This is a genomic window from Burkholderia sp. WSM2230, from assembly GCF_000472445.1.
Lineage (GTDB): Bacteria > Pseudomonadota > Gammaproteobacteria > Burkholderiales > Burkholderiaceae > Paraburkholderia.
Window position 1 is genome coordinate 127308 of record NZ_AXAJ01000001.1, and the last position, 18288, is coordinate 145595.

The 18288-nt window shown below is 59.8% G+C and carries 18 protein-coding genes; 12 read left to right on the forward strand and 6 right to left on the reverse strand.

Annotated features, from left to right (window positions below):
* The first annotated feature begins 8 nt into the window (after positions 1 to 8).
* The 8 genes from A3AC_RS0100550 to A3AC_RS0100585 all read left to right on the forward strand — a co-directional run bounded on the left by A3AC_RS0100550 (position 9) and on the right by A3AC_RS0100585 (position 7752).
* Positions 9 to 320, forward strand: a complete 312-nt coding sequence (locus A3AC_RS0100550) for a 2Fe-2S iron-sulfur cluster-binding protein (RefSeq protein ID WP_025596521.1) — start codon at positions 9 to 11, stop codon at positions 318 to 320.
* 11 nt (positions 321 to 331) lie between these two features.
* Complete coding sequence (locus tag A3AC_RS0100555) at positions 332 to 1216, forward strand: acyl-CoA thioesterase (RefSeq protein WP_025596522.1); 885 nt, start codon at positions 332 to 334, stop codon at positions 1214 to 1216.
* Positions 1217 to 1221: 5 nt separating this feature from the next.
* The gene (locus A3AC_RS0100560) at positions 1222 to 2877 is read left to right on the forward strand and encodes an AMP-binding protein (protein ID WP_025596523.1); all 1656 of its coding nucleotides are present in this window, start codon (positions 1222 to 1224) and stop codon (positions 2875 to 2877) included.
* A 176-nt stretch (positions 2878 to 3053) separates the two neighbouring features.
* A complete protein-coding gene (locus tag A3AC_RS0100565; RefSeq protein ID WP_025596524.1) occupies positions 3054 to 3749 on the forward strand; it encodes an SDR family NAD(P)-dependent oxidoreductase in 696 nt (231 codons plus the stop codon).
* 86 nt (positions 3750 to 3835) lie between these two features.
* Entirely contained in the window at positions 3836 to 5011 is a 1176-nt protein-coding gene (locus A3AC_RS0100570; RefSeq protein WP_232231872.1) for a cytochrome P450, read from the forward strand.
* A 41-nt stretch (positions 5012 to 5052) separates the two neighbouring features.
* Positions 5053 to 5304: a ferredoxin gene (locus A3AC_RS0100575; RefSeq protein ID WP_035474409.1), complete on the forward strand. Its 252-nt coding sequence runs from the start codon at positions 5053 to 5055 to the stop codon at positions 5302 to 5304.
* Positions 5301 to 6554: an NAD(P)/FAD-dependent oxidoreductase gene (locus A3AC_RS0100580; protein ID WP_025596527.1), complete on the forward strand. Its 1254-nt coding sequence runs from the start codon at positions 5301 to 5303 to the stop codon at positions 6552 to 6554. Before A3AC_RS0100575 ends, A3AC_RS0100580 begins: the two co-directional genes overlap by 4 nt.
* Positions 6555 to 6585: 31 nt before the next feature.
* Positions 6586 to 7752: a CaiB/BaiF CoA transferase family protein gene (locus A3AC_RS0100585; RefSeq protein WP_025596528.1), complete on the forward strand. Its 1167-nt coding sequence runs from the start codon at positions 6586 to 6588 to the stop codon at positions 7750 to 7752.
* A gap of 1 nt (position 7753) precedes the next feature.
* Here A3AC_RS0100585 and A3AC_RS0100590 read toward each other — a convergent pair whose 3' ends face one another.
* Positions 7754 to 8710 (reverse strand): LysR substrate-binding domain-containing protein, encoded by a 957-nt coding sequence (locus tag A3AC_RS0100590; protein ID WP_025596529.1) that lies wholly within the window; start codon positions 8708 to 8710, stop codon positions 7754 to 7756.
* A gap of 186 nt (positions 8711 to 8896) precedes the next feature.
* On the reverse strand, positions 8897 to 9697 hold the full coding sequence (locus A3AC_RS0100600; protein WP_035474412.1) for an SDR family NAD(P)-dependent oxidoreductase: 801 nt from the start codon (positions 9695 to 9697) through the stop codon (positions 8897 to 8899).
* A gap of 400 nt (positions 9698 to 10097) precedes the next feature.
* Here A3AC_RS0100600 and A3AC_RS0100605 point away from each other — a divergent pair, with 400 nt between their 5' ends.
* Genes A3AC_RS0100605 through A3AC_RS0100620 form a run of 4 tightly spaced genes read left to right on the forward strand, consistent with a single transcriptional unit; the run spans position 10098 to position 13954 of the window.
* Complete coding sequence (locus A3AC_RS0100605; protein WP_051361550.1) at positions 10098 to 11090, forward strand: ketopantoate reductase family protein; 993 nt, start codon at positions 10098 to 10100, stop codon at positions 11088 to 11090.
* Positions 11087 to 12250, forward strand: a complete 1164-nt coding sequence (locus A3AC_RS0100610) for a CaiB/BaiF CoA transferase family protein (RefSeq protein WP_025596532.1) — start codon at positions 11087 to 11089, stop codon at positions 12248 to 12250. The genes A3AC_RS0100605 and A3AC_RS0100610 overlap by 4 nt, the downstream gene beginning before the upstream one ends.
* Positions 12251 to 12287: 37 nt before the next feature.
* Positions 12288 to 12779: a MaoC/PaaZ C-terminal domain-containing protein gene (locus tag A3AC_RS28925; RefSeq protein ID WP_025596533.1), complete on the forward strand. Its 492-nt coding sequence runs from the start codon at positions 12288 to 12290 to the stop codon at positions 12777 to 12779.
* Positions 12780 to 12817: 38 nt separating this feature from the next.
* Positions 12818 to 13954, forward strand: coding sequence for a 2-methylaconitate cis-trans isomerase PrpF family protein (locus A3AC_RS0100620; RefSeq protein WP_025596534.1), 1137 nt, complete (start codon positions 12818 to 12820; stop codon positions 13952 to 13954).
* Positions 13955 to 14050: 96 nt separating this feature from the next.
* On the opposite strand, the gene A3AC_RS0100625 is transcribed toward A3AC_RS0100620, so the two are convergent.
* The 4 genes from A3AC_RS0100625 to A3AC_RS0100640 form a co-directional block, all read right to left on the reverse strand.
* Positions 14051 to 15523, reverse strand: a complete 1473-nt coding sequence (locus tag A3AC_RS0100625; protein ID WP_025596535.1) for an MmgE/PrpD family protein — start codon at positions 15521 to 15523, stop codon at positions 14051 to 14053.
* 51 nt (positions 15524 to 15574) lie between these two features.
* Positions 15575 to 16504: an electron transfer flavoprotein subunit alpha/FixB family protein gene (locus tag A3AC_RS0100630; protein ID WP_025596536.1), complete on the reverse strand. Its 930-nt coding sequence runs from the start codon at positions 16502 to 16504 to the stop codon at positions 15575 to 15577.
* A complete protein-coding gene (locus A3AC_RS0100635; RefSeq protein ID WP_025596537.1) occupies positions 16504 to 17253 on the reverse strand; it encodes an electron transfer flavoprotein subunit beta/FixA family protein in 750 nt (249 codons plus the stop codon). The genes A3AC_RS0100630 and A3AC_RS0100635 overlap by 1 nt, the downstream gene beginning before the upstream one ends.
* Before the next feature lie 149 nt (positions 17254 to 17402).
* Positions 17403 to 18062: a TetR/AcrR family transcriptional regulator gene (locus tag A3AC_RS0100640; protein ID WP_025596538.1), complete on the reverse strand. Its 660-nt coding sequence runs from the start codon at positions 18060 to 18062 to the stop codon at positions 17403 to 17405.
* Between the last annotated feature and the right edge of the window lie 226 nt (positions 18063 to 18288).

An 18288-nucleotide genomic window follows, 5' to 3' on the forward strand; every position in this document is an offset into this window, starting at 1 on the left:
GGTGTGAGATGCCAGTCATTAAATATGTGCAGTCGAATGGCCAGATTATTGAAGCCGACGTGCCGCTCGGCAGCTCCGTGATGCAGGGCGCGGTCGATCACATGGTCGAAGGCCTCGCTGCCGAATGCGGCGGAGCTTGCAGTTGCGCCACCTGCGAGGTTCATGTGGATCAGGCATGGATGGAGGTTGTCGGCGAAGCGTGCGACATAGAGAAGGACATGCTGGCTGCGTCGAGCGCATTGTGCAGCAACAGCCGTCTGAGTTGCCAGATCGAGATCACGCCCGAACTGGACGGACTCGTCGTCGCTATTCCGGCTTGAGCGGACGCCCCATGACGCTGACGGTCAGCGGTCTGCTCGAATTGTTGCAACTCAGGCGCGAGTCCAGTACTTGCTTCACCGGATGGTCGCCGCTCGATGGCGCGCGCCGGATCTATGGCGGCCAGATGCTGGCCCAGTCGATCATGGCGATGGGGCGAACCGTGCGCGAACCGCATCGATTGCATTCGATGCACGGTTATTTCCTGCAACCGGGCGATGTGACGAAACCGATCACGTTCGACGTGCGACTCGTCCGCGAGGGCCGAAACTTCAGCACACGGCTATTGCTGGCCTTGCAGGACGATCAGCCGATCTTCAGTGGTGCGGCATCGTTTCAGGCGCCCGAGGGCGAGTATCAGCGGTTCGATGCGATGCCGGAGGTCGCGCCGCCCGAGCGGATGCAATCCGAAGACGCGTTCTATGCGGAGCAGCTTCATCTGCTCGAAAACTGCCGTTCGCATGTGCCGTTGATCATGCGGCTTTTCGAGCGACGCAGTGAACGCTGGCGCGCGTGGCTCGACCCGGGACCATTGCCGCCCGTCAACGGCATCTGGTGCCGGCTCAGAGAGCCGTGCGGCGATGACCCGCTGCTATGTCAGGCCTTGCTTGCGTACGTTTGCGATCTCGATCTGATGAACACCGCCATGCGGCCGCGCGGCCGCGGCTCGCTGGACAGAAACATGCAGGCGGCAAGCCTCGATCATGCGATGTGGTTTCATGCGCCGATCCGGCCGGATCGCTGGTTCTACTACGACCTCGAAGGTCCATGCGCTACCAGCAATCGCGGCCTGGGACGCGGGGCGCTCTATCAGGACGGCTATCTGGTCAGCACGGCCATGCAGGAAGGGCTGTTGCGCGAGCGTCACGAGCGGGCGGCCGAATCATCAAAGGAATGAGGCGTATGGGCCAATGGGACGATAAATTCGAGCGTGCCGAACGCAAGTGGGCGAGTTGGAAAATGCAGGAATACTCGCAGGCTGACCGCGTGATCGGCAAGATCATCGAGGACAAGGCGCGCCGGCAACCGTATCGCGAGGTGCTCCAGTTTCGCGATCGGGTGATCACGTACGAACAGCTACACCTGCTGGTAAATCGTGTAGCGAATGGCTTTATCGCGCTCGACATCCGTCCTGAAGACAAGGTCGCGCTAATGCTATCGAACCGCGCGGAGTTTCTGCTCGCGTGGTTTGCGCTGAACAGGATCGGCGCGGTTTGCGTGCCGATTAATGTTGCACTCAAAGGTGCGGGCCTCGCGTATCAGATCGATCAGGCCGATTGCATTGCGCTCGTTGCCGAGGACACCTTTTTCGCGGCGCTCGCCGCGGTTGCGGACCAGTTGCCGAAGCTGCGTCATTCGATTGTCGTCGCAGATAGTCACGCGGTGCGGCTCGATGCATGGCCGGGCGCGGAGAACATGCGTTTCGACGATCTGCTTACCCGCTCAGAAACCACGCCGGACATCGTCGTCGACTTCAGAAGCCTCGCCACGATTTCGTACACGTCTGGAACAACGGGCCTGTCCAAAGGCGTGATGATGAGCCATCACTACTGGTACGAAATATGGTCCGAGGCGGTGCGCTACGCCCGTTATACGGAAGACGACGTGCTGTACACCGGCTTGCCGTTTTTTCACACGAGCGCACATGGCACGACGGGCCCTGCGATTCTGACCGGCGCGAAAGCGGTGCTGGTGGAGCGCTTTTCGGCGAGCCGCATGCTTGACGATTGCCGGCGTTGGGAATGCACGTCGGCGAAATATATCGGCGGAATGATCTCGATTCTGATGAAACAGCAGGCCTCCATTGAAGATGCGGACAATCCGCTACGGCTGATGGTTGGTGCCGCCGCGCCAAAGCACCTGTGGCATTCATTCGAGAAGCGGTTCAATACGCGGCTGCTCGAACTGTACGGCATGACCGAATGCAGCAGTTGCATGGTCAATCCGTTCGACGCACGCAAGCCAGGTTCGTGCGGTAAGGCAATTACCGGCTATGACGTGCAACTCGTCGACGATCACGACAATGCGGTGAGTCGTGGAGAAGTGGGCGAGCTCGTCGTGCGTCCACAGCGCCCGCATCTGGGCACCACGGGGTACTACAGGAATCCGGATGCAACGCTGGAGCTGTTTCGCAACTTATGGATCCATACTGGCGATCTGGCGACGCAAGATGACGAAGGCTATTTCTTCTTCGTCGATCGCAAGAAGCAGGCGCTCAGGCGACGCGGCGAGAACATTTCGTCGTTCGAGGTGGAGGCCGTGATCAGTGCGCATCCCGCGGTCGTTGAATCGTGCGTGGTGGGCGTGCCCTCCGAACTGGGCGAAGACGATGTGAAGGCCGTGATCGTGCTCAAGCCAGGACATGCCGTAACGGAAGCCGAGCTTATCGACTGGTGCGAGACGCGACTCGCTTACTTTGCGATACCGCGCTACATCGCCTTCCGTGCGACGTTGCCAAAAACGCCGAGCGAACGCGTCGAAAAATACCGGCTTCGCAACGAAGGTGTAACAGCGGATTGCTGGGATCGCGAGCAATGCGGACGCGTGCTCAAGCGTTGATCCGTCGTCTTTTCCGTATCTGCTTCAACGATAAGAAATCGGTCTCACGATCTCGCAAAACAGTATTGGACCTGACTGTGCTTTGAGTCGAATCTTGAGTCTGAGGCTTTGCAGAACAATGCGCAGAGTACAGACACAGAATCGTTCCAAAACTATATCGTGAGATGAGGTGACGCATGACGAGCAAGGTTGCAGTTGTCACGGGTTCAAACGGGCTGACCGGGCAGGCGATTTGCAAGGACCTGACGGCGCGGGGCTATACCGTTGTGGGTATGGACATTGCCGATTCGGGCAAAGGCGATTACGCGTATCGCAAATGCGACGTGACCGATTACGAGCAGATCACGGCTTCGATCGAGGCAATTGACGCAGAGTACGGCACGATTCGCGTGCTGGTGAATAACGCGGGTGTGTGGCACGGTAAGACGTTCTTCGACATCGCTCCTTCCGATTACGACTTCACTTACGGCGTCAATACGCGCGCGCCGTTTTTCCTGAGCCAGGAAGTAGCGAAACGCCTCATCAAGGCGGGCGGCGGCGGTGTCATCGTCAATCTGGCATCCATTGTCGCGACGCTTGGCAGCGGCGTGACCGACTATGGCGGCTCGAAAGCCGCGGTGGTCAATCTTACGAAGAGTCTCGCGAAGCCGCTGGGCCCGCACGGTATTCGTGTTGCAGCAGTATCGCCGGGCACGATCAACACTGCGATGGGCGAGAAGGTGCCGAAGGAAGTGCGCGACAAACTCATCGCCAGCTCGGGCCTGCAGCGCGCGGCTGAGCCGGAAGAGATCGCGTCGGCGGTAGGCTTTCTCGTCAGCGACGATGCCCGTTATGTGACGGGCGCCACGCTCGACGTCAACGGCGGACTGTGATTTTCCTCTGGAAAAAACGTTCTCACTGATCAATGTGACCGGAGGAAACCATGTCTGGATGTCCTTTTAGCAAGCCGGCATTTCCGATGCCGCGACAATGTCCGTTTCTTCCGCCGCAGGAGTACCGGGACTTTCAGCAGCAGCCGGGCCCGACCAGGGTGCAGATGTGGGACGGCACAGATGCGTGGCTCTTCACGCGCTACGATGACGTGCGGGCCGTGCTGGGCGACAACCGCTTCAGCGGGGACCCGCATGTGACCGGTTTTCCGAGCCTGTCTCCCGCGCGCAATGCGGTGCTCGATCTGGAGCCGGCCTTCATCCGCATGGACCCGCCCGAGCATGGCCGCTTCCGGCGCATGCTCACAAAGGAGTTCATGATCAAGCGCGTGAGCGCGCTGCGCCCGCGTATCGAATCGATCTTCAACCGGCTACTCGACGAGCTTCTCGCGAAAGGGCCCCCCGCGAATCTGGTGGAGGATCTGTTCCTGCCGTTGACGTCGGAAGTCATCGCGGGACTGCTGGACGTACCGAGCAAGGATCACGGGTTCTTCCAGGAGCAAAGCCGCCTGAAAGTGCTGCTCGATGTCGACCCGGCCATTCCGAAGGAGGCGTCGGACCGTATTCTCACTTATCTCGACAAGCTCATTACCGAGCGCGCGAAAGATGCCGACAGCCGCGAAGATCTGTTGAGCCGGTTGATCGTCGAACAGGTGCGGCCGGGACATTTGACGCATCGCGAACTCGTGATCATGGCTGAACTGTTGTTGATGGCGGGCCACGAAACGACGGCAAACCAGATGGCATTGGGCGTGTATAGCTTTTTGACGAACCCCGATCAGCTGGAGCTGCTGCGCAACGATCCCTCGTTGTTGCGCGGCGCCGTCGAAGAAATGCTGCGATTTCATACGATCGTCCACTACAACGCGTTTCGCGTTGCGCTGGAGGATGTCGAAGTCGCGGGCCAACTGATCCGCAAGGGCGAAGGCGTGATCGCGCTCATTTCAGGCGCCAATCACGATGCGAGCGCGTTCGAGAATCCGGAGAAATTCGACATCACGCGCAAGGCCGATCATCACGTGGCGTTCAGTTACGGCATTCACCAGTGCCTCGGACAACCGCTTGCGCGCGTCGAACTGCAAGTGGTGTTCGCCACGTTGTTCCAGCGGATTCCTACGCTGCGGTTTGCCGTTCCGCGGGAACAGATCAAAGGCAAGGGCGATCACTTCGTGCAGGGGCTCGAATCTCTCCCCGTGACCTGGTGAATATCAATTGATCCGGTGTGTCCGGACGAAAGGAGTGAGACATGTCGAACAGCGGCTTCAAATTGCGGGTGTCGGTGGATCAGGACGTGTGCGTCGGCGCGGGATTGTGTGTGCTGTCCTCGAGCGAGGTATTCGACCAGCGCGACGAAGATGGTGTCGTCAAATTGCTGCAGACGTTCCCGGACGAGGCGCTCTACGAAAAAGTACTCGGCGCGTCGCGCAAATGTCCGTCGAAAGCAATCAAGGTCGAGAAGATTGCGGACGACGGTACTTCGCCGGAGACGGGCCTGTGAGTACGATCCCGCGTTCGATTGTGATCGTCGGTGCAGGCCAGGCCGGTGTGCAGGCAGCGAGCGCGTTGCGCACCGAGGGTTATGACGGCGCGATCTATCTGCTTGGCGATGAGCCGGGCTTGCCGTACCAGAGGCCGCCGCTTTCCAAATCATATCTGTCCGGCAATGTCGCCGACGATGAGCTGCATCTGGAAACATCAGAGTGGTTCGATGAACAACGCATCGAGAGGCTGCCCGATGCGCACGTCGAAGCAATCGAGCGGCGCCTGAAGCGCGTAAAACTGTCCTCCGGGAAAATGCTGGACTACGACCACCTGATTCTCGCAACAGGTGCCCGTAACCGGCCGCTTCCTGCACTCAGCGAGCCGATGCACGGTGTGATCTCGCTGCGCACTGTGGCCGATGCTGCGGCGCTCACGTCGAAGTTGCGCGATTCGCGTCGTGTTGTCGTGATAGGTGCGGGCTTTCTCGGGCTCGAGGTGGCCAGCGTCGCGATCGCGCAAGGTTGCGACGTGCATGTTGTCGAGTCGGTCGATCGGGTCATGCAGCGCGCGATATCGGCCGAGATGTCCGAAGCATGCTTGCGGCATTATCGCGCGTCTGGTTTGAAGTTTTCGTTCAGTGCGCGCGTCGACGGCTTCTGTTCCGAAAACGGTCATGTCAGCGCGGTAAAGCTGGCCGACGGCAGCCTGCTTGAGGCCGATCTGGTGCTGGTCGCCATTGGCGTCGTGCCGAACAGCGAGCTCGGACTCGCATGTGGCCTGGAAATATTCAACGGCTTCATCGTCGACGGACAACTGCGTACCGCCGACTCCGCAATCTCCGCAATAGGCGACTGCGCGGCGTTCCCGTACGCATTCGACGGCGGCGACCGGCTGCGACTCGAATCGGTTCAGAACGCGCTCGATCAGGCCAGCTATGTCGCACGGCGCATCGTGCGTGCGGCCGACGGCTCACGCTATGACCAGGTGCCAGTGTTCTGGAGCGATCAGGGCGGCATGCGGCTGCAGATTGCCGGTGTCGCGCGCAGGCTCGATGCGAATGTGTTGCGTGGCGATCCCGCAACGGGAGCATTCTCCGTATTCCGTTACCGGCAGGATCGGCTCACTGCGGTCGAATCGTTCAACCGCCCCGCTGACCACATGGCGGCGCGGCGCATGCTGCAACGGCGGATCAGTCCGTCGCGGACGCAGGCAGCGGATATCACGTTCGATTTCAAGTCGTTGCATACTGTTGCAGTGACGACGTGACGTCCTACGAAAAAGGCACACGGCAAATACCATGACGAAGGCTTCCCCGATCCTCGACGGCATCCGCATACTCGATATGACGTCGGTGATCTTCGGTCCATATTGCACGGCTACGCTCGCCGAAATGGGCGCCGACGTGATCAAGATCGAGCCGTCTTCCGGCGATGAAATCCGTCGCGTGGGACGTCCTGCGGCGACACGCGGTATGGGGCCGGCGCATATGACGTTGAACCGCGGGAAACGCTCGGTGGTGTGGGATCTGAAATCAGCTCGTGGAAAAGCTGCACTGCACCGTCTGCTGAAGCGAAGCGATGTGTTCATTCACAATCTGCGCGGCGATGCGATCGACCGGTTGGGATTGAACTACGAAGCAGCCAGGGCGATCCGCCCCGATCTCGTCTATGTGCACTGCTCGGGGTTCGGTGAAGGCGGGCCGCTCGCGGGCAAGCCGGCGTACGACGACATCATCCAGGCGGCCTCTGGCGCGGCCAGCCTTTTGCCGCATACCGACGGCAATCCCGTGCCGCGTTTTCTGCCGATGGCGATGGCCGACAAGGTTGCGGGCTTGCATGCGACTTACGCGGTGCTCGGCGCATTGTTGCATCGCGAGAGGAGCGGATTGGGGCAAGAAGTAGAAGTGCCGATGTTCGAGAGCTTCACGCATTTCCTGCTGCAGGATCATCTATACGGGCGCGCTTTTGTGCCGCCCAATGATCCGGCGGGTTATCCGCGGCAGCTCGATCCGTTGCGTCAGCCTGTGAAATGCGCGGACGGCTACCTGTCGATCGCGCCGTATACGGACGCACGCTGGGTGCGCTTCTTCGAGATCACCGACCACGCTGGGTTCTTGCAACGCGAGGGGCTTACGACCGCTCGCGAGCGCTTCAATGCGCTGGACCGCATGCAGGTGGAGCTGGCCAGGATCGTCGCCGGCAAGCCGCTACGTTACTGGCTCGAATTGCTTGCGCAACACGACATTCCTGCTGCCGAAGTGAAGGACCTGAACGATGTGTTCGACGACCCGCACCTGCAGGCCGTCGGTTTCTTCAGGCGCCGAACACATGCGACGGAGGGCGATTATCTGGAGATGCGCGCGCCGGTGCGCTTTCATGGCGCGGCCTCGAAAGAGGTGCACCCTGCACCGCTGCTCGGCGAACACAGCGAGGCGCTTGCGCGTTGGCTCGATGAGGACCACTGACTTAGGCGGCCTGCTCGATCAGATCGGGACGCGACGTATCGAGGAAATACTGCGGATGACGGGCGGTTAGCTCGGCAGCGTTGGCACGCGCTGCCTCGCGCCATGCGCCGAGCAAAGGCGGCACGCGATCCTTGTGCCACGCGAGCGACAACGACACGCCCGGCGTATCGGCGTTGAGCGGCCGATAAGCGACACCGAGCGGCTGCATCAACTGCATGACGGCCGGCACGACCGCGACGCCGACACCTGCTGCCACGAGACAGGCGGACGTGTGCATGTCGTGGGCTTCCTTGGCGATCGTCGGCTTCAGGTTTTCGTCTTCGAAAATATCGAGGATGCGGTCGCCATAGCCGCGTTCTGTTGCCGTGCCGCGTGCTACGGCAATCAACGGCCAGCTGGCGAGCTCGCGCAGATTGACGGGACCCGGGACGTCGTATTCGCTGCCGGCCGGGACGGCGACTACCAGCAATTCCCGATAAAGCAGCTCGGTCACGATGTTGTGATCGTAGACATGGCCGCGTACCAGACCGACTTCGATAGCCCCTTCCTTGAGTGCTGCAATCTGCTGTGAAATGGTCATCTCCTGCAGACTTACATCGGAGTCCGGAGCAAGCGATTTGAACAGGCGTAGCGTGTTCGGCAGAAAGCAGTAGATCGCGGTATAGATGGACCCGACAATGAGGTGCGCCCGGGCGCCTCGCCCTGAGGCGCGCACTGCGGCAATGGCGGCGGACGCCGTGTTGAGCACGCGTTGAGCGTGTTCGACCAGAATTTCGCCGGCCGGTGTCAGCAGCACTTTGCGTTTTTCGCGCGTGAAGAGCGCGGTGCCGAGTTCGTCTTCGAGGGAAATGATTTGTGCGCTCAACGCGGGCTGTGCAATGTTCACGCGCTCGGACGCACGGGTGAAGTTCAGTTCAGCAGCTACCGCCAGGAAGTATTGAAGCTGGCGCATGTTCATATCCGCACTCCTGATTTGAGGTCTTGTCGCTAACGGATGGAGCGAGCGCCTGCCGCGGTGCGGCCCGCATATTCGCTCACGAGCGCGGGATCGAATTCCACGCGGCCTGAATCCGTCATGTAAAGCGCCAGGCTGACCAATCGCAGCCAGTGGGCGATGTTCATCGTGATTGGCGCCCGAGTCTCGTTAGTGAACGCCGCGCCACGCGAGCGTGCCGGCGTCCACTCCGAACGTGCTGCCGGTCGAGAACGAGGCTTCGTCCGAGGCGAGGAAACATACGAGGCGGGCAACCTCTTCCGGCTGACCCAGGCGCTTGATCAGATGCGTGCCCCACAGGCGCGCACGTGCCTTCTCGGCATCCGGCGCGTGGGCGAGGCTTCGGCTGAGCATCGGCGTGTCGATCGCACCAGGCACGTAGGCGTTGCAGCGAATGCCCGCGTCGGCGAGATCGAGCGCGATGGCTTTCGTCAGCATTACGACACCGCCTTTGCTGGCCGCATACGCCGGCAAGCCCGGATACGCGACTGTACTCGCGACCGACGCGCCGTTGATGATCGCCGGACTCTGTGTGGACTTGCGCAGATATGGCGCGGCGAATTTCGAAGCCAGCCACATCGCTTTGAGATTGACGTTCATCACCGTGTCCCAGACTTCTTCCGGCAGATCTTCGATCGTGGGAGCGCGGCCGGTGAGACCGTCGTCGGTGACGCCCGCGTTATTCACCAGCACGTCGATGCTGCCTGCCTGAGCGGCTGTTTCTTCGACCATGTGACGGATCGAATCGCTCTTCGACAAGTCGGTTTTGATGAACAGGGATTTGGCGCCGGCGTCCTTGACCGCTTCGGCTGCCGCCACGCCTTTGTCTTCCTGCAGATCGGCCAGAGTGACCCATGCGGCGCCCTGGCGGGCCGCTTCGATCGCGATCGCCCGGCCCATGCCTTGCGCCGCGCCAGTAACGATCACCACTCTGTTCGTGAGTTTGCTCATGCATGTCTCCGATTTTTTAACGCCTGTGACCCAGGCATTTTTTGTCCGGTGCGCCGCTCGATCCACATGCGTTGCCGGTTCATGTTCTACACGTTATCGAAAGAGTTCGAGATGCTCCATAAGCAATCATCTCTTTTACTTTACGAATCGTCTCGATTGACGTGTCGATTGCTATCGTCAGACGGATGTGTGCAACTCCAGAACGTTGCTCTCATCGGCGTCAGTCCTGCGCCGGACTCGCACTAGCTATAGGCCGATACGCTCGAACCATCGTTTTTTAGTATTTCCCCAATCACTCGGCGGCACCGTATCTTTTGCTCATCGTTCGGCGTTATGCGCGTGCTGGAGTTGAAGGCGTTGACGCGACAGCCGTATCACATGAGTTGCCAGAGAGAGACCTATGCTGAAGGTGTGTGTTTTCGGAGGCGGTGCGATAGGCGGATATATCGCTGGACATCTCGCTCGCGCCGGACAGTGCGAGGTCAGCGTGGTGGCGCGCGGCAAGACACTCGACGCAATTCGCAGGGACGGACTGCGAGTAATCACCGCATCCGAAGACTTCACGGTGCGCGTGAATGCCGTTGAGGATACGCGCGAGCTTGGCGTGCAGGACTATGTGTTTGTCACGTTGAAAACACATCAGGTCGATCACGCACTCGATCAGATCCGTTCACTGATGGATTCGCATACGGTAGTGCTGCCACCGACCACCGGTATTCCCTATTACTTTTTCCCTGACCGTCAGTTGCCCGCGCTCGATCCAGGTGCGCGGCAATGGCATGCCATCCCGCCTGCACAGGTACTGGGTTGCGTTTACTGGATCGGCGCGCACGTGGTTGCCCCCGGTGTCGTGTCGCAGGACGGCGCGAAGGCCGGGTGCCCGATAGGCGAGTTGGACGGCCGTCCTTCAGAGCGGGTCAACCGCCTGAGCGAATTGCTGAGCGCGAGTGGCATTCCAGCGAAGGTCAACGACAACATCCGTGCGGCTATCTGGGTCAAGTTCGTGAATAGCCTGTGCTGGAATCCGGTGGCGATGCTCACGCAGGGAACGCTCGGCGAAATGCGCGATGCCGCAGGCGTGGTGTCCATTGTCAGAACGATGATGCGCGAGGCCGATGCGCTCGCCGCGGCAATGGGACTCGATGTCGGTCCCGATCCCGACAAACGCATCGCGCTCACGCTCAGTGCGCCGCATCACAAGATGTCCATGCTGCAGGATCTGGAAGCGGGACGCCCACTCGAACTGGAACCGCTGCAACGTTCGCTGGACGCCGTGCGCGAACTCACAGATCTTCGCACACCAACACTCGACGCCGTTCTCGCGTTAGCCCGTCTGCGCGAGAACACTGCGTCAAACATTCTCCGTATAAAGGAAAGGGAGCTGCATTCATGACATCTGCGTCCACCTCCAACACGACCGGCGCGGGTCGTGATTTTCGTCGTCCGCTCGAGGGCGTAAAAGTGGTCGAAGCGTGCAGTTATATCTCTGGCCCATTTTGCGCACAGATGCTGTCCGACCTCGGCGCGGACGTGATCAAGGTCGAGCCGCCCTCAGGCGACCCGTACCGCAATTTCGGTCACAGCTGGGAAGGCGTCGGTACGGTGTGGACCAATTCCAACCGCGGCAAGGACAGCGTGGTACTGGATCTGAAGTCACCGGACGACCTCGCGAAGTTCAAGTCACTGCTGCGTGATGCGGACATCTACATCGAAAACTGGCGGCCGCATGTGTCGGCTTCGTTGGGTTTGAGTTTCGATCAGGTGAGCGCGCTGAATCCGCGCATTGTGCAGCTCTCCATTACCGGCTATGGACCGGACGGCGTATTGGCGAAAGAGCCTGCATTCGATGCGCTGATTCAGGGCCGCGCCGGGCTGTTGAGCTACGAGGCCGCCGGTGGGGAACCGCGCGCGACCAATACATTCCTCGCCGACAAGGTTGCGGCCGTGTTCGCCGCGCAGATGGCGTTGTCCGGTCTGATTTCGCGCGACCGGTCGCAGCAGGCGGTGCATCTGGAAACGTCGATGCTCGACATCATCGCGTATTACAACTTTCCCGACATGTTCCACAACCAGACCTTCCTCGACGACACGGCTGCCGCAACACTTGCGCCGCAGCCTGTGATGGCGACACGCGACGGCTACATGGTGCTGTCGCCGGTATCTGGCAAACAGCTCAGCCGCACGCTCGATGCGATCGGCCATCCGGAATGGAAGGACGAACTGAAGCAGATCAAGGACCGGAAAGAAATGACCCACACGTTTTTCGAACGCGTGGCCGGTCCGCTGCGACTGAAGACCACCGCAGAATGGCTCGAGCGGTTTCGTGAACTGGATGTGCCCGCTGGGCCCGTCAACGAACCTCAAGCACATTTCGACGACCCACAGGTCATTCATAACGAACTGTATTCGGAGTTGCAGACGCCGGCCGGCACTGTTCGTGCGATCCGTTATCCGGCCCGTTTCAATGGTCATCTGTTGAGGCCCGGCAAGCCGGCGCCGCGCCTTGGCGAGGGCAATGGCGAGCGGCTCGCCGCCTTCCAGTCCGGCGAATGAAGCGGCGCATTCACACCGGCTACCACGGGAGAGTAACGTGCCGATACTGCTAAGAGGTATCGAAGGGATCAAGGCTTACTCGGGCTTCCATCTCGGCAAGAGCAGCTGGGTTGAAGTGAGTCAGGACATGATCAATGCCTTCGCGTCCGCCACCGACGACTGGCATTGGATATCCGTCGATGAAGCACGCGCCAGACGTGGGCCCTTTGGCAAGCCCGTCGCGCAGAACACGCTGATATTGAGCCTCATCGTGCCATTGCTGAATGACGTGTGTGTACTCGAAGACATCGGCGTGAACATCGTTCACGGCATTGACCGTCTGCGCTTTCTTGGTCCGGTTCCGGTCGATTCGAGCGTGCGTCTCGATGTGGCGGTGAAAACCGCTGGCATGACGGGAGAACGCGGCCACTGGGTACTTGCCTGCAAGATGGAGTGCGACATAAGCGACACACCGGTGCTCGAAGCGGAGGTTGTGTATTGCATCGGGCCAGGCATTCACGAACCGGTCAAAATCGCGGCGGTTGGATGAGACAACGATGGACCGAACCGCTCTACCAGGAACATGCCATGAAGAATCGCTATCGCGCTGCGTTCATCCGCGGTGGTACCAGTAAGGCGATTGTCTTCCATTCCAAAGATCTTCCGCCGGATCGCGCCGCGTGGGACGATATTTTTCTTGCAGCCATGGGCACGCCTGACTCTTACGGTCGACAGCTCAACGGCATGGGCGGCGGTGTTTCGTCACTGTCGAAAGTGTGTGTGGTTGGACCGCCTGGCGTTGCAGATGCAGACGTCGATTACACTTTTGCGCAGGTCCAGATTCACGAAGCGGTAGTCGATTACAACGGCAATTGCGGGAATATGTCGGCGGCCATAGGTCCGTTTGCGGTTGATGAAAACCTGGTCGACGCTCCTCGCAACGGCGAGGCGTGCGTGAGAATTCACAATACGAATACCGGCAAGATCATTCGCTCGACATTTCCCGTGGCCAACGGACAGAGTGTCGTGAACGGCGACTTATCCATTCCCGGCGTGTCCGGAACAGGGGCGCCAATCCGTCTTGACTTTCTGGAACCTGGTGGAGCATCCACGGGGAGCTTATTGCCCACCGGCAACGTTGTCGACAGCCTGTTCCTGTCGGGCGAGGGCGAGTTCAAGGTCTCCATGATCGACGCGGCGAACGCGTGCGTCTTTGTGGAAGCCTCGGCTGTGGGCCTGTCGGGCAGCGAGTCCGCAGAGGACCTCGCTGCGCGTAGCGACGTGATGACGCTGCTGGGTGAGCTGAGAAGGCATGCGTCGGTCGCCATGGGTATTGCTCCTGACGTGAAAGCTGCGGACCTGATCCGGACTATTCCGTTCATCGCGGTCGTCGCCGCGCCGAGGGAAACAATCGCAAGCGATGGAAGCACCATCGCCGCAAGCGCTGCGGACCTCGTTGTACGGATGCTTTCGAGCGGCCAACCGCACAAGGCGCTGCCGCTGACCGCGTCCTTGTGCACCGCTGTGGCGATGCAGATTGCGGGGAGTGTGCCGAGCCGCCTTGCCGATCCGCGGCGCAAGGCCAGCGCATTGCGCCTCGCCATGCCATCGGGCGTACTGACAGTGGCGGCTGATGTGAGCCGTGGAGAAGGTGGCTGGCGTGCTGAGTCCGGCGCGTTCTATCGAACGTCACGCCGACTGTTTGATGGTTACGTGTATGCGTAAAACCTGGTGAAATGACGGGCCGCATCTCTGCGTGAGGTTTAAGGAGCATGCAGGGAACATCGCCGCAGCGTCACGCTCCTTCGGCGCAGTCCGAATCTAGCGCGCCGGATCAGGCATCGAGCGAGCCAGAGTCGTCAAGCTGTCCGCAAGCCGTCCGGTCTGACTGTCATCGAGCGTCATGACGACTTCGATAACTTCTCTAGCTGCATTCGCCAGTGCCGGCGCCGCTTCGCCGCGTTCGTCAAGGCCGATCATCACGTTGAACTTGCCGTAGATCTGTTCGTCGGAGAAGAGCGTAGCGTGCGTCCACGGATCGCCGAGCGAGTGATCTGCCGTAGCGCTGAAAATCTGTCCTCGCGCATGGATGTCCACGCCACCGGGCACGCCGCGCCATTGACCACCTGTCATCCATTCCGCGATATTCGACGACGTGGGCTCGGGCACTACCTCAACCCGGTTACGGAAGGCGGCTATGCGCTCGTCGCGCATCGTCTGTTGTTCGTACCATCTGGGGCCGGCCGGTACGTCGTATGCAACTGCAGCAAAGGCGTGAGCATGGCTGAATTCCGCGCTAAGAGGATCGCCAGGCTGCTGTTCACGGAAGATGGAAGTCAGAGCAAAAGGATTAGCCCGTACTGTAACCCGCTCGATTTCTTCTGGCCGCAACTCGTGCTGGGCTCGCAATTGAGTGAAGGCGGTGAGTGGGTGATGAATCCAGCGGCAGCATGGCCATGGTTTGTAGGTGGTGTTGAGGATCTGCCAGTCACTCCCGAGGCCGGCCATTAGCGCTTCGTCGTCGTGAGTAGGAGAGCCGTAGAATTTCCAGAATGCGTTTTGTCCATCGAGAATGTCCTTGAAGCCAGTACTGCCCAAGCGTGCAAGCAACGCCGCGGACACGCCGGTCTCGGCGCACCAGCCAGCGTCCGCATACTTGTACATGGGCTGCTCGACGGATTCCGCCCACTTTCGTAGCGTCGGCTGTGGCGAGTTGCTTCCGCCAATGCCAAATGCGTGATTCGCCTGCTTTGCGTCGAGGCCAGCAATGTTCGTCGACGCGCCGATGGCGGCCCACGTGATGGTCGCCGCCGGTCCGCCCAGTTCGTTCCAGCCAATCACCTTGCCGTTCTCGATCTGCATGGGTGCACCCATCCAGCTGCCGATCCGCGCGCCGACGTCGAAGCCGACCGCTATAGCCGTCAGCAAGTCGCGCCCACTGCGTCGATAGAGCTCAGCAAGCGCCAACGCTGAAAAGACCGTCGCGTTGCCGAAATGCGTCGAGGTTGGAAAGGTGTCGTCTGCATCCAGCACATTGGCGAGCCGTGCATTCGCGTATGCGGCGGCGGTGACCGAACTGCGTTGCGTCTTGCCGAGAATGGTCGCGTCTGGATTGCCGCCGAGAGTACTCACATATTCGAGAGCAATGCGGCCGCTGTCCGTACCGACCGCTCCCAGCGCACAGCCGAGCGTGTCAAGAAGAAGTCGCTTGCTCTCGGCCACAACGGGTGATGGAAGATCGTCAAACCGTGTCTTCGCTACGAAGTCGGCAAGTCTTTGTGTGAGGCTCGTCATGTCGCGCTCCCTCCTGTACACAGTGTTTATGTGCTGGTTTGCCGGCTTTGGTTAAAGCGAGTTTTCCAGCTCAGGCAAGACTTCGAACAGGTCCGCCACGAGCCCATAGTCCGCCACCTGAAAGATGGGCGCATCGGCGTCCTTATTGATTGCGACAATGATTCTGGAATCCTTCATGCCCGCCAGATGCTGGATTGCCCCGGAAATGCCGAGTGCAATGTAGAGCTGCGGCGCGACGATTTTTCCGGTCTGGCCGACTTGCATGTCGTTTGGTGCAAAACCCGCGTCGACCGCTGCCCGCGAGGCGCCGACTGCCGCGCCGAGTTTGTCGGCGAGAGGGTAGAGCAAACCGAAGTTCTCGCTGCTTTGCATTCCTCGGCCGCCGGACACAACAACCTTCGCGGCTGTCAAATCAGGACGATCGCTCACAGCAAGCTGCTGGTCGACAAGGACGGACAGGCCAGAGTCGCCTGAACCCGCGACATGTTCGACGGGAGCAGCGTCTTGTCCGATGGTCGCTGCATCAAAAGCGGTGCCACGCACGGTAATCAGTTTTATTGCAGCCGAGGACTGGACCGTTGCGATAGCGTTGCCCGCGTAGATCGGGCGCTTGAAAGTGTCTGCACTGATCACCTCGATGATCTCGGAGATCTGATCGGTACCCAGAAGTGCCGCAACGCGAGGCAGGAAGTTCTTTCCGTGAGTGGTGGCGGCCGCGAGGACATGGCTATACGAAGGTGCGATTCCCGCAATCAACGGCGCAATGTTTTCCGGCAATTGATGAGCGTAAGCCGTGTCGTCGACGCTCAGAACCCTGGACACACCTTCGATTTTCGCTGCAGCCTCGGCCACTCCACTGACGTTCTGACCCGCGACCAGCAGCACAACTTCCCCGCCGATCTTTCGCGCGGCAGAAACTGTGTTCAGTGTGACAGCGCCTAGAGCGCCGTGCTCGTGATCGGCAATGACAAGGATAGCCATTAGATGACCCTCGCTTCGTTCTTGAGCTTTTCCGTCAGTTCTGCGACCGAAGCGACCTTGACGCCGGCGCTGCGAATCGCCGGTGCCTCGACTTTCAAGGTCTTCACGGTCGAAGACATCGACACGCCGAGCGAGTTTGCGCTAACCACTTCGAGCGGCTTCTTTTTCGCCTTCATGATGCTCGGCAAAGTCGTGTAACGCGGTTCATTCAGGCGCAGGTCCGCGGTGACGATCGCGGGCAGATTGAGCGCAACCGTCTGCAGGCCGCCGTCGATCTCACGAGTGACATTGATCCTTTCGCCGGCGACCTCGACTCTGGAGGCGAATGTACCTTGAGCGTAGCCAGTCAGTGCGGCCAGCATCTGACCTGTCTGGTTGTTATCGCTGTCGATAGCCTGTTTTCCAAGAATCGTAATGAGCGGTTGTTCTCTATCGACAATGGCCTTGAGCAGTCGAGCCACCGCCAGCGAGCCCAATGTTTCGCCGCTTTCGATCAGAATTGCGCGATCAGCGCCGAGTGCGAGCGCCGTGCGTAGCTGTTCCTGAGCCTGACTGGGGCCCACGGAGACCACGACAACTTCATTTGCGATTCCTTTTTCCTTGAGTCGCACGGCCTCTTCCACCGCGATCTCGCAGAAAGGATTCATCGACATCTTGACGTTCGCGAGGTCCACACCGCTGTTGTCCGCGCTGACACGAACCTTGACGTTGTAGTCGACCACCCGCTTGATAGCGACCAGAACTTTCATGCCATCTGCCTCATCTTTACAACTCCGTTTTCAACTCAGGACATAGTCCAAGTTGACCACTTATTTTCGAGGCGCGCCAATAGCTTTATATTTTCAGATGATCGAATAAACGTATGGAAGACATGCGTGCTGTGCGGCGAGTGCGCGGCTTATTGAGGCGCTGTACTGATGGCTTTCCACACGACTCTCGTCGCTGTACGGAAGGCCGCAACGTCGAAGCCAGTGGAACTCGAGCGCCGCAGGAAAACGATCAGGCCCTCCCAGTGCGAGTAAAGCAGTGCACCGCGCAGACGGCATTCGTCGACAGACAACGAGCCATTGATCTGTGCCACCAGACCGCTAAACAACGCCTGGAAGTCCTTGCTCACCCTGGTCATCAAATCGCGTACGGCGGGTTGATGCTCTGCGAGGCACCAGCATTCGAATGCAAATGGGCTGACAACGTTGTTGGCGTCCGTCAATGCGTCGAAGACGTCATCCAGAACCGCCTCCAGTCGTGCCCCAGGGGATAGTGCGGGATCGTGGGACAGCAAGCGGTATTGCTCCAGATATCTCCGGGCGACTTCTTCAATGGTGGCTAGCAGCAACGCGTCACGACTCCCGAAGTAATGCTGCAAGGTGCCAAGACGAATCTGCGCTTCCGCTGCGACGCGCCGCTGCGTGAATCCCGCGTTTCCCTCAGATGCAAACACACGGATCGACGCCTCGAGAATTTCAGGTACGCGCGTCGACCTGTTGCCACGTTGCCGCAGAGGCGACTGCGGATCGTGTCCGCCGAGTTCCGCAGAGCTTAGAGAGATGTTTTTCATCTATGACATTCGATGGGTTGAGTTCGGCGGCTGCGAGCCGCGTGATGCCGCTAATTGCACGCGCCGATGCATCGCAGAAAGCGTGAAGCTGTTCATATCTGTTCCCGGTCAAGTGTATAGCACGCTCCGGCAGTGCGAGCATATAGCCCATGAAAACCCCTTGAGTTTAGGGGTAAACGCGTAGGTTCTCTTCCTTGATTATGGGTCAAGCGACCATTACCATTGG